This is a genomic window from Mesotoga sp. Brook.08.YT.4.2.5.2., assembly GCF_003351125.1.
In the GTDB taxonomy this organism is placed as follows: Bacteria; Thermotogota; Thermotogae; order Petrotogales; family Kosmotogaceae; genus Mesotoga.
This window is the reverse complement of sequence record NZ_JPGZ01000056.1, coordinates 49,236-60,714: the sequence shown is the minus strand read 5'-3', so window position 1 is coordinate 60,714 and position 11,479 is coordinate 49,236. Positions and strand designations below refer to the sequence as shown.

8 protein-coding genes are annotated in these 11,479 nt (G+C 45.6%); 1 reads left to right on the top strand and 7 read right to left on the bottom strand.

Features of this window, described 5'->3' with window-relative positions; all coding sequences use genetic code 11:
* Positions 1-169: 169 nt before the first annotated feature.
* Positions 170-622, bottom strand: coding sequence for a hypothetical protein (locus tag Q502_RS13600; RefSeq protein ID WP_099829701.1), 453 nt, complete (start codon positions 620-622; stop codon positions 170-172).
* Positions 623-749: 127 nt separating this feature from the next.
* Between Q502_RS13600 and Q502_RS13595 the strand changes: the two genes are divergently transcribed.
* Positions 750-2,588, top strand: coding sequence for an LTA synthase family protein (locus Q502_RS13595; protein ID WP_099829700.1), 1,839 nt, complete (start codon positions 750-752; stop codon positions 2,586-2,588).
* Positions 2,589-2,766: 178 nt separating this feature from the next.
* Here Q502_RS13595 and Q502_RS13590 read toward each other — a convergent pair whose 3' ends face one another.
* The 6 genes from Q502_RS13590 to ade form a co-directional block, all read right to left on the bottom strand.
* Complete coding sequence (locus Q502_RS13590) at positions 2,767-3,606, bottom strand: carbohydrate ABC transporter permease (RefSeq protein ID WP_099829699.1); 840 nt, start codon at positions 3,604-3,606, stop codon at positions 2,767-2,769.
* 9 nt (positions 3,607-3,615) lie between these two features.
* Positions 3,616-4,482, bottom strand: a complete 867-nt coding sequence (locus Q502_RS13585) for a carbohydrate ABC transporter permease (RefSeq protein WP_099829698.1) — start codon at positions 4,480-4,482, stop codon at positions 3,616-3,618.
* A gap of 59 nt (positions 4,483-4,541) precedes the next feature.
* Complete coding sequence (locus Q502_RS13580; protein ID WP_099829697.1) at positions 4,542-5,852, bottom strand: ABC transporter substrate-binding protein; 1,311 nt, start codon at positions 5,850-5,852, stop codon at positions 4,542-4,544.
* Between the two features lie 171 nt (positions 5,853-6,023).
* Positions 6,024-7,406 (bottom strand): PLP-dependent cysteine synthase family protein, encoded by a 1,383-nt coding sequence (locus Q502_RS13575; RefSeq protein ID WP_099829696.1) that lies wholly within the window; start codon positions 7,404-7,406, stop codon positions 6,024-6,026.
* 30 nt (positions 7,407-7,436) lie between these two features.
* Positions 7,437-9,737 carry a xanthine dehydrogenase family protein molybdopterin-binding subunit gene (locus Q502_RS13570; RefSeq protein ID WP_099829695.1) on the bottom strand — a complete coding sequence of 767 codons (2,301 nt, stop codon included), beginning with the start codon at positions 9,735-9,737 and terminating at the stop codon, positions 7,437-7,439.
* The gene (gene ade, locus Q502_RS13565; protein ID WP_099829705.1) at positions 9,730-11,478 is read right to left on the bottom strand and encodes an adenine deaminase; all 1,749 of its coding nucleotides are present in this window, start codon (positions 11,476-11,478) and stop codon (positions 9,730-9,732) included. The genes Q502_RS13570 and ade overlap by 8 nt, the downstream gene beginning before the upstream one ends.
* Position 11,479: the final 1 nt, after the last annotated feature.

Sequence of the window (11,479 nt, the reverse complement as noted above, 5' to 3'; positions counted from 1 at the left end):
ATCATTTCTTTAATAATGTCACCAAACAACTCCTTCATTACCTCTTGAACATCTCCGACATTTTCAAATCCATTCTTCTCGATTAACGACTTGATCTTTTCTCTGTCAAATTTCATCTTCTCTTCCCTCCATTCTTCTATTCCATTCTAGAGGGTTTACACAATCTTTTTTACATACTCTGGGGGTGAAATCCCCCTGGGCTACTCACCTTATCGAATAGGCGTTCCCGGTTCTTGTATCTTGTCAAATAGTGCTCGAGCTCCACGAACACTACCGAAACGAGACTTTCATCGCTCCTTTCCGCATGACCCAGATAATACCTGCCCTTGTCAAGAACCTCTGAGCGAAACGCAAAGTCGACTTCTCTCCTAGAATGCGCGCTGAGGATGATAGAGGAAAGATCCTTCACACCAAGAACTGAGGACAATCTGTCAATGTCTTCACCTGCCCGCAAAATCTCATCAAAAAGCGGACTAGATTCATCTAGACCACAGATTTTCTCAAGAATTGTCCTGCCATCATATAACCCGAAGACAAGTTCGAGTTCTCTATTCTCCTTCACTGAAGAATAGGGGCTTTCCGAGTCAAATCCATCTGTGAAGAAACGTAATTCGTCACACATCTATAATCATCCTCCAGCTTTTTGCTCATGCAACTCTGTGCCATCAACCTATTACGCATTGAACGTTTCGGCGTAAATTAGTATAATTCTACTGGCCGGAAAAATCGTAGTTTAGGATGCGATTCGCATGAAAAGGATTCATCAATGGACAACCAAAACAATTACCGTTATGGTCGTCCTGATAATAATAAAATCGTTGATATTTTACGGTTATACTGCAGAGCTTGCAAGAGCATCGATATTGCTTGGAACACTAGCATGGATGTCGTTCTTGATGCTGCTTTTCTGGATTGTTTTCAGGGGAAAGTTCTTCCTGCTCTACTGCATAATCTCGTGTATACTATTCGTAGATTTCATATACTTCCAGTATTTCGGATTTCTACCTTCAGTTAAGGAGCTCATTCATGTAGGCCATGTTGGAGCCGTAAGAGAAAGCATTATGTATGTCCTTAATCCTATTAGCTTTATCTTCATTGTCGACTTGATTCCAACAGGACTGTATCTAAGAAAGAAGACTTTGAGAGCCTCGGAAGGAACAGTAAGAAAACCGGGGTATCCAGATACTCTTGTGACGATAATTCTGCTCATTAGTCTGCTCATCCCTTTCTCGTCAGAGGCTTTGCAGCCTTATTTTGTCTTCAACAGATATGGGGTGTTTGCCTATCACATGTTCGACCTGGTAAGAGCGATTCCAGGAGTTGATAGAGGAATAGAAGTTGATGAAAGGGTCTCTTACGAAGGCTATATCAACAAGATGGCCGATAAGGGAAAATACTTCTCCGTTGCAAAGGATAGGAACGTCATCATGATTCAACTAGAGTCATTTCAGGACTTCTTGGTGGGTTTTGAGTACAATGGGCAGGAAGTAACTCCTAATATAAATAAGATTGTCTCACGTGATTCGATTTACTTCAAGGAGATCTATCAGCAAATAGGTGCTGGCAATACATCTGACTGCGAGTTTGTTGTGCTCAACTCAATGCACGCTCTTGGGGAGGTTTCCGTTTATCAGACAAGAGAAAGCAACAGCTTCTATGCTTTGCCTTCACTAATGAAATCAAAAGGATATCATACAGTTGCATTTCATGGAAACAACGGATGGTTCTGGAACAGAGAGAATATCTACCCTTCATTAGGGTTTTCGGATTTCGTAAGCCTTGAAGACATGGAAAGCGACGAGATCATCGGATTTGGGCTTAGTGATTCCTCTCTTTTCAGACAAACTCTGGAGCATCTAGGGCTTCTTGAGGAACCGTTCTTTGCCTTCATAGTAACGCTTACAAGCCATAATCCATACGATATGCCAGAAGAACTGAGGGGACTGAATTTGCTGCCCGAACATGAAGGCACGCTTTTTGGCAACTATATTCAGTCCGTTCATTACGTGGATGAAGCGCTCGGTCATTTCGTTGAGGGGCTGAAAGAATCAGGTCTCTACGAGGATTCCGTGATCGTCCTTTACGGTGATCATGCGGGTCTATACCCGTTCAACAAGGAAAACAAGGACATACTTACCGAACTCTTGAAAACAGAATACGATTTCACACAGGCTATGAACATACCTCTGATCTTTCACATACCCGGTTCCGAAATCCAGGTAACTAGCTCAACAGTAGGAGGACAGATTGATCTGTTCCCGACACTTCTCAATCTTATGGGAATAGTGGAACGAAATGGGATTCTGTTTGGAAGGGATCTACTAAACATCTCGTTTGGGTTCGCCGCTCTTACCCATTACATCCCCGAGGGATCATTCATAGACGATAATAGGGTCTTCATAATGTCAAGCGATGGAATACTTAAGAACAGCAAAGCAATTGACAGGAAGAGCGGTATAGAGATAGTTCCTTTCAGTTGCCTGGACGGATATAAAGATTCCATACAGCAGATAGCTGCGTCGAAGTATTTCATACTCAACGACTCGATATCGAATCTGACTGGCGCAAAAAGCGCCAAAGAAGACTAGACCCTGAAAGAGGAATAACCAAGAGAGGTCTCGCTTTGTCGCTTTGCATGAAGCACTGTTTTGTTCTGCTGCAGAAGATGTCAAGAGATCTATCGTTTCTCTCTTCTCCCTGAAGAAGTTGATATAACACGGAACTTTATATGTTTTTTCTTGCTTATCTTACGCGCTCCTGGTCGACTTATTCCTTTATGCCTGTGCCGACAAGGCTTTTCACAAAGAGGTTCTGCAGCAAGAAGAAGACCAGTAATGTGGGAATCACAGCAACCATCGTGCCGGCCATAATAATACCCCAATTGTTCGCAGATTCGGCATCAATTAGCATCTTGACTCCGATCTGGACTGTCTTCATCTTATCTTCCATCGTAACTATTAGGGGCCACAGATATATGTTCCAAGAATAAACAAAGTTTATGATTGCCGAGCCCGCAATAACCGATTTAGAAAGAGGCAGAAGAATCTTCAAGAAATACTTGATAGGTCCGGCTCCATCGATTCTTGCAGCATCCTCCAGAGATAGGGGAATCGTCATGAACTGCTGTCTCATCAGAAAAGTGTTTGTTGCGCTGGCCATAAACGGAATAGTAAGGGCCCAATATGTATTCACCCATCCAAATCTGTTCATAAGCGAGAAGAGAGGAACTATCATTATCGTCTCTGCCGGCAGGAACAGCGTTGCAAACAGAAAACCGAAGGCCAGTCCTCTTCCGGTGAACCTAAAGTTTGAAAAGGCGTATCCCGCAAGCGTTCCCGTTACGAGCTTGCCAAGAGTAATCGCTGTTGACACGATTGCGCTGTTCAGAAGAAGGCGTGCAAAAGGAACTGTCTTGAAAGCATCAAAGTAGTTCTTGAAATAAAACGCAGTCGGGAAAAACTTCGGAGGAAAGGAAAAGACACTTTGAGGCGGCTGAAGGCTCATTGTAATAGCCAAGATCACCGGCATGATGAAAATGAAAGAGACCGAAATCAGCACGACTTCAATAATCACTGTATTCAGTAGTTTCCTAGTAGACTTCTTCATAGCCGCACCTCATTGGTAGTGAACTCGCCTTTCTGCAACGGCAAAGTAGATGATAGTAACAACTACCATAATCATGAACATTATTACGCTCTGAGCCGAGGCAGGTCCTCTTTTCTGGAAAGTGAAGGCATCCAGATATAGCCTATAAATCATGTTTGTCGTGTACCCTGCAGGACCTCCTCTTGTCATCACGTCTACTATTGCAAATGAGGAAAACATCGTACTAACAATATTCATAATTACCAGATAGAAAGTTATCGGAGAAACCATGGGGAAGATGATTCTCCAGGTTTTTTTCATCACCCCTGCCCCATCAAGAGTTGCAGCTTCGAGAAGGTCTCCCGAGACGTTTTGAATACTCGCGATATAGAATATCATATTGAAAGGCAGTATCTTCCAGACAGTGGCGAAGAGCAAGGCATAGAATGCATACGGTTTCGAAGTCAACCATTCGACCTGAATTCCGAAAAGCTTCATGAACACATAGTTGACATGACCAACAACCGGGTTGAGAAGGAAGGTCCACAGTGTGCCGGCAATCGCCGGAGAAACAGCATAAGGCGCAAAGAGAAAGGTTCTGTAAAGCTTCGTCCCCGGGACGTTTTGAGTAAGGAGCATAGCAATTATGAAGCCGAGGAATACAGATAGTGTTACAGAAAGCCCAACATAGACCACCGTTAGCTTCACTGAGGAAAGATACTGCTCATTGTTGAAAAGGTTTATGTAATTCTGAATTCCCACAAATGTTGTTTTGTTGCCAAAGGTGGAGACTCTGTAGAGACTCATCCTGAATGCTTCTACTGCAGGATAATAAATGAATAAAACAATAACTAGAAAGGTAGGTACCAGCAGAAGGTATGGTAACCACTTTCGCATTCTACACCTCCAGCATTAAGCGGAGCGGGCAGTCAGCCCGCTCCAACTAAAGAAAAGTATCAGTAGTTAGCTTCGTTATAATCGCGAATTGCCTTTGTTGCACCGTCCTCGGCATATTTTAGCGCCTGTGCAGGTGTCATTTCCCCTGCAATCATCTTCTCGATGGCAGTGGTCACAACCGTCCTGATCTCAGGAAAAGCGCCAGTTATTGCACCGTTTGTATTGTAGCTTTGCACTGAAAGCAGCAGCTGCAGTAACGCCGTTAGGTGATCGGGATAATCACCGTAGTAACCACTTGCAACAAGCTTTTCAACCGAGTCTTTCCTGACTGGGAAGTAGCCGGTCGCCTTGTGCCACTCAATCTGCTGCTCTGTTCCGGCCATGAATTTTATGAATTCCCATGCTGCCCTTGTTTCTGCTTCAGGATGGCCATCAATCAACCACAGACTTCCTCCGCCGATAATCGCTCCTCCGGCCTTTGAGTCTGCCGGTCTAGGCAAGAAAACACTGCCAAGTTCAAATCCGTTTGCCTTTGCAGATTCCATCATAAGAGCTACATCTGAAGTTGAAGTCATGAGCATTGCGGCTTTCTGAGAAATGAACAGGTTTCTTGCTGCAGTCCAATCCTCAAATTTCGTGTTAATCATGGTGCCTTCTTGGGACATGGCATTCCACCATTCAAAAATCGCAAGACCCTCTGGCGTGTTAAACACAGCTGCAGTAGGTCTCCCCGTTCTACCATTGTTCTGATTGATAAGCGGAGCATCTTGAGCTGCCATAAGCTGTTCAAAGAACCAGGAATTCAAAGATACAGTAAAGCCTGCCTGCTCAACATTCCCCGAGGCATCCTTCACAGTTAGCTTTCGCGCCACATCGATGAAGCTCTCGAAAGTCGTTGGTGGATCGTTGGGATTCAAGCCTGCTTTCTCAAAAAGCGTTTTGTTATAAAATACGATGGCATTAGAAGAGTTGAAGGGCATAGAATAAAGCTTGCCGTTCACTCTGTAATAGTTCAGCACCTGAGGCATGAACTTCCCGATGTCAAAGGACGGATCGGCCTCCATCATCTCTTCGATTGGAATTGCGACCTCCCCATCAATCATCATCTGAGTACCAATTTCGAAGACCTGAACTACATGAGGAGCCGTTCCTGCCTGAACACCGGCGATCATCTTGTTCAGAGTGTCTCTGTAGCTTCCAGTGTACTGCACTTCAACCTTGATGTCAGGGTGCAATTTCATAAATGCATCTGCCTGAGACTGCAGAAAGTCAATTCTCCAGCCACCCATTGCATGCCAGAACTGGATTGTTGTTGCAGAAAGTGCGAGTGAGAAGATCAGCACAATCGACAGAAGAAGAAGCTTTCTCAAAAGAACCACCTCCAGAATTGAGTTAGGAACTTAAGCCAAAGCAACTGCTCAGACCAACAAAGAGAAAACCGCCTAGTTTTGATCAGGGCGGTTTTCTCTTTGTCAGTACCACCATGTTTTCATTGTACTACAAAGCTTACAAAAAACAAAACATAGAATTACTCTTCTAGACTATGTGGTTCTTTCGCGGTAGTCTAGGAGGAGCCTGTCGATCTCACCAATCTTTTCACTTTCAGCCTTCCAGAAATCTTGAGACATCGTGCTGTTGAGTTCGTCAACTGTCCTCCCCTGTTGTTCAACCCAGGTATAATACTTCAAATTGTGCCATCTCATGCGGTTCTCCATTGTCCCTTCGAATATCCAGTCCGTCTTTGCTCCAAGGGCAAACGATTCGAACCTGTGCTTTGCTTCATCCCTGGTGAGGCTACCGTAAGTCTTCGTCATGTTCGCCATCACAGAATGATAACGATCCATGTTGTCTGTAGCAATGGTCACGATGTTATCTTTGTCGGTCATTTTGTAGTACTTCGCCATCTTTATCGCACCGACAACATTTGCAACTCCCGAGATACCAAATATGTCTGCCATTGTCTCTACATCTTCTTCCTTCAAAAACTCCTTCAAGAAGCTCTTGCCCTCGCCATCGGTCATAACCTGGAGCAATTTTTTGCATTCGATGTCGTCAAGCGCGACAACGGCATCGTTGTTCATCACATTGTGAATCCAGGTCACGTGTTTGTCTCCGATTCCCTGAATGTCGTGGCCACCATAACCATTGAGCGAAAGAGTCGGACACTGCACAGGCTCACCAGCAACGATTTTGACCTCAGGATACACTTCTTTTATCCTGTCTCCACAAGCTATTGTTCCGGCAGAACCGACGGTTGCAACAACTGCGGAGACCCTGCCGTTACCGAGCCTGAGCTCGTCCATCATCTCCAGAATCGTGTTTCCTGTCACATAATAATGAAATCTGTAATTTCCTAGCTCGTCAAACTGATTGAGAACACGCACTTTTTCTGGATTGGCTGCCTTCAATTCCTTTGCTTTGTCGTAAATCTCCTTCACGTTCGACTCACAACCGGGGGTTGCTATAACTCTCGCACCATACTCTCTAATTATGTCGAATCTCTCAGAGGACATCTCTTCCGGCAGAATTACCACGGAATCGAATTTCATTCTGCATCCGACCCAAGCGCCTCCGATTCCATAGTTCCCCGTGGACGGCCAGACAAGTGTGTGATAAGTTGGATCCACTTCGCCTCTCAAAACCTTTTCCATCAAAATCGAATAAGTCGCTCCCACCTTGTGGCTGCCTGTTGGAAAATCCTTTCCGTACAGGACAACAATATTTGCATCGACTCCTGTAAATTCTTTTGGAAGTACGAAGTAGTAGATCCTGTTTTCAATGTCTCTCCATGAGATGTTAAACAGGTTGATCGGATCCAGGGGATCTTCCTTTCTCATCTTCCAGGCGATCTCTCTCGTTTTTCTGTCGATCTTCTCTGGATGCAGCATTTCTTCAAACGTTGGACCAAGAACAAACTTAGCCATTATAAGCCTCCTTGTTAACTAACTACTGTATTATGAAGAAAAATCACTTTCAGTTAGTCGAAGCACGTACTCAGGAGTAACCGGTACCTGCCTTACTCGCCTTCCTATAGCCATAGAAACAGCGTTAGCAACTGCTGCAGGAACAGGCATAAGTGAGGGCTCACCTATCCCCTTGGCTCCATATGGCCCTTCTGGGAAGGGCTCTTCAACGACATCAATGACCAACTCATGAGGGATTTCGTGGACCGTTGGAATAATGTAAGTGTTGAAATTATCTGAAACGATCCTTCCATCTCTCTGCTTCAAATCCTCGTAAATCGCGTACCCCATCCCCTGAGCGAATCCTCCTTGTATTTGACCAATAACTCCTTCGGGATTTACGGACTTTCCCACGTCATGAGCTGTGAAAGCCTTCAAAACTTTGGTTGAGCCCGTTGCTAAATCGACTTCAACCTGTACAACCTGACTCGCATAAGAGTAGGTAACGTAAGCCTCGCCTATCCCGTTTTCCATGTCAAAACTCAATTTGGGAGTCTCATACCAACCTGTCTCAAACAACTTGACATTTCTCTTGTAGGCCTCTTCGACTATTTCATCGAATCGCATTCTCTTTCCATCTTCATAATAAACAGAGCTGCCTCCAAACTTCACACCGGCGGGGCTGCCACCCGTTATTTCGCAGAATACGCCAACCAATTTCTCTCGCAATGCAATACAGGCACTTCTTACCGCGTTCCCTGAATAGATAGTAGTCCTGGAGGCCACTGTCGGTCCACTGTCAGGGACAAAGGCCGTGTCCGGCTGATGGACAAGGATTTTTCCTATACTCTGACCCAGCTCTTCGGCAGCCATTATCGCGATTACTGTTTTTGCGCCCTGTCCCATTTCCGTTCCACCGATTCTTACTTCTACAGATCCGTCTCTATTAATCAGAACGTGCGCACCGGACTTGTCAAGAGCCTGTCCACCGGCGCCAAGACTTACTCCATAGAAGATGTGAGAAACTCCCACACCTCTCTTAAAATCATCGTGTTCCTTGTTGAACCGCTCTGTCTCCGCCACAAGTCTCTGCCAGTTCGAAGCCTTCTTGACTCTCGATAGAGTCTCCGGTGCTCCGACACTGTTAAGCAGAAGATGATCTGTAGAAGTTCTCGATCCTCTCTTTAGCGTGTTGATTTCTCGGAACTCCATGGGATCGAACCCCATCTGAAAAGCTATATCATCAACCATACTTTCAACTGCAAAGAGAACCTGCGGCGATCCAAAACCCCTGAAAGCTCCGGGCGGAACCTTGTTGGTGTAGACGGCGCAAACATCGACGTCCACATTATCAATCTCGTAAGCTCCGGCTGCATGCACAAGCGTCCTAAACATGACGATTGGTGTGAGCGTGGCATAAGCTCCCATATCCATATAAGCCTTAATCTGCATCGCCTTGATTTTCTTTCCTTCAAGCGCAACTTTATAATAAGACTTAACTGGATGGCGCTTAGAAGTGGTCTGAATATCGATCTCTCTTGAATAAATGAGCTTCGCAGGTCTTCTTAAATTGTATGCAGCTACGGCCGCATAAGAAGCAACGTAAGACGGAACGTCTTCCTTACCTCCAAACGCTCCGCCCGTCTCAGTCTGAATTACTCTGACCCTGCTCATCGGGACACCGAGAACGTGTGACACTGCCCCCTGCACATAGTAAGGGCACTGCATCGATCCGTAAACAGTGAATCCGTAGTCGATATCCGGAACCACAATTACTCCCTGAGGCTCCATATAAGCCTGCTCTTGATAATGGGCATAGAATTCCCCTTCAAAAACGAGTTCTGAGTTCTCGATATAATTCGAGGCATTGCCCTTTCTTATCCTCTTCGACACACCAACGTTCGTATCCTCATGGACCAGAATCTCATTCTTCAAAGCGTCTTCTATTGTCAAAACCGGCTCCAATTCCTGAATCTCAACTTTGACTAGATCCGCGGCTTCTTCGGCAATTCTCTTGCTTTGTGCGGCAACCACAGCTATAACATCACCGTAGAACCTGACCTTTTCCCCTTCCCTGACCAAACACGGCATATCCCTCACCACATCGCCTAGCTGATTCTCACCGGGAATATCCTTCCAGGTGAAGACACCTTCCACACCGGGGAGCCTTATGGCTGCTGAAGCGTCAATCGATTTGAGAATACCGTGTGCTTTCTTCGCAATAACCAGAGCACAATAGACCTGTCTGTCAAAAGAAACATCGGCAGCGAATTTAGCCCGGCCATCGACCTTCTCCAGGGCATCGACCCTCTTGATTCTTCTGCCAACAACTCTCTCTTGTGAATCAGACATCTTCATCCTCCTCAACGAAAAGCGGTACGAAATCGTTCTTCTCTACATCGACGAGACCGAGATTCGTTAGCTTCAACTTGGGAATAACTGAAAGCTGAACAAAAGAGAGCGTCATGAAAAGGTCAGGAAGAATGCTTCCCATTGATTTTGTCGCTTCCTTCAACTCCACCAGTCTCTCAGCCACTTCTCTGCTTGTCAGATCCGACATCAGTCCAGCGATCTTCAGAGGCAGTTCAGATATTATCTTTCCATCTACTACTGCAACAAGACCTCCACCCATGTCAATCACTCTATTGGCGGCAAAAACCATGTCTGAATCACTAACGCCCAAGACTCCCAGATTGTGAGAATCATGACCGACAGATGTTGCCACTGCCCCCTTCTTCAACCCAGATCCCTTCGCAAATGCTACCGACATGGATTTCCCTTCACAATATCTGCAAATAGCGGCGAGCTTCAAAACGTCTTGAGAAGTATCGCTGACTGCCTTTCCTTCCTCTATCTTCGCCTCCACGATGGAGCCTCCTGTAAGAACCTCGCTCCCAAGAAGCTCTATCACCCTAATGAATTTACTTCTGGCTCGGACAGCCAGGTCGCTCTCATTGATTCTCTGGCACTTGAATGTATTCGTTTTTTCCTGCGGAAAGCTTCTGGATATCACATCAGCAACCAATTTTCCATCTCTTGCAACCACCCTGGAGTCTTTGAAAACCATTCTGGGGTTGAAGGACTTGAGGTCATCGACCACTACTAGGTCTGCCTTGTATCCGGGCGCGATGGCCCCCATCGATCTGAGATTGTAATGTCTGGCCGTATTGATAGTCGCCGCTCTTATTGCGATTATCGGATCTATCCCGTGTTTTATGGCCTTTCTAATATTGTGATCGATATGACCCTCCCTGATGATGTCGTCGGGGTGCTTGTCATCGGTACAGAAAGAGACGAACGGATAGGTCTTGTCATTTATGAGTGGAAGAAGCGGAACGAGGTTTCTCTCAACACTGCCCTCTCTCATGAGAATCTGCATTCCTCTTGAAAGCTTCTCACGCGCCTCCTCAACATATGTGCATTCATGCTCCGATCGCACAAAGGCGCAAATGTAAGCATTGAGCGGTTTGCCAAGAACTCCAGGGATATGTCCATCTATCTTCTTGTATTTGTGACGGATCAATTCGATTTTCGCTATTGAATCACGATCACCGTTTATGATATCGGGGAAATTCATCACCTCTCCCAGCCCGAGAACTCTGTTTTGAAACTTCTCCACAAAGCCTATCATATCCATTACACTGATCGTTGCGCCGGAGGTCTCCATTGTCGAAGCAGGGACGGCCGAAGGAATCATGATATACAGATTGACAGGAACGCCTTCCGTAGATCTTATCATGTACTCTATACCGGTAAGCCCCATTACGTTTGCAATCTCGTGAGGGTCTGCTATCGCTGTCGTGGTTCCTCGTGCAAGAATCGTCTTGGAGAATTCGACGGGAGACACCATAGATGATTCTATGTGAAGATGCGCATCAATAAGGCCGGGCACTACAAATGAGCCTTCAAGATCTATAACTTCAACACCTTCTTCGTAATCCCCGATTCCAGCAATTCTCTTCCTGAAGAGAGCAAGATTCGCTTCTTCCACCTCGCCACTGAAAACATTGACCACTTTGCAGTTCTTCAGCAGAACGTCGGCCGGCTTATCACCCCGCGCTACCGGAATAATATCAATGATATTCGTGCCAATC

Coding starts and splice junctions, on each gene's coding strand:
- Q502_RS13600 (WP_099829701.1), bottom strand. CDS start 622: ATGTGTGACGAATTACGTTTCTTCACAGATGGATTTGACTCGGAAAGC.
- Q502_RS13595 (WP_099829700.1), top strand. CDS start 750: ATGAAAAGGATTCATCAATGGACAACCAAAACAATTACCGTTATGGTC.
- Q502_RS13590 (WP_099829699.1), bottom strand. CDS start 3,606: ATGAAGAAGTCTACTAGGAAACTACTGAATACAGTGATTATTGAAGTC.
- Q502_RS13585 (WP_099829698.1), bottom strand. CDS start 4,482: ATGCGAAAGTGGTTACCATACCTTCTGCTGGTACCTACCTTTCTAGTT.
- Q502_RS13575 (WP_099829696.1), bottom strand. CDS start 7,406: ATGGCTAAGTTTGTTCTTGGTCCAACGTTTGAAGAAATGCTGCATCCA.
- Q502_RS13570 (WP_099829695.1), bottom strand. CDS start 9,737: ATGTCTGATTCACAAGAGAGAGTTGTTGGCAGAAGAATCAAGAGGGTC.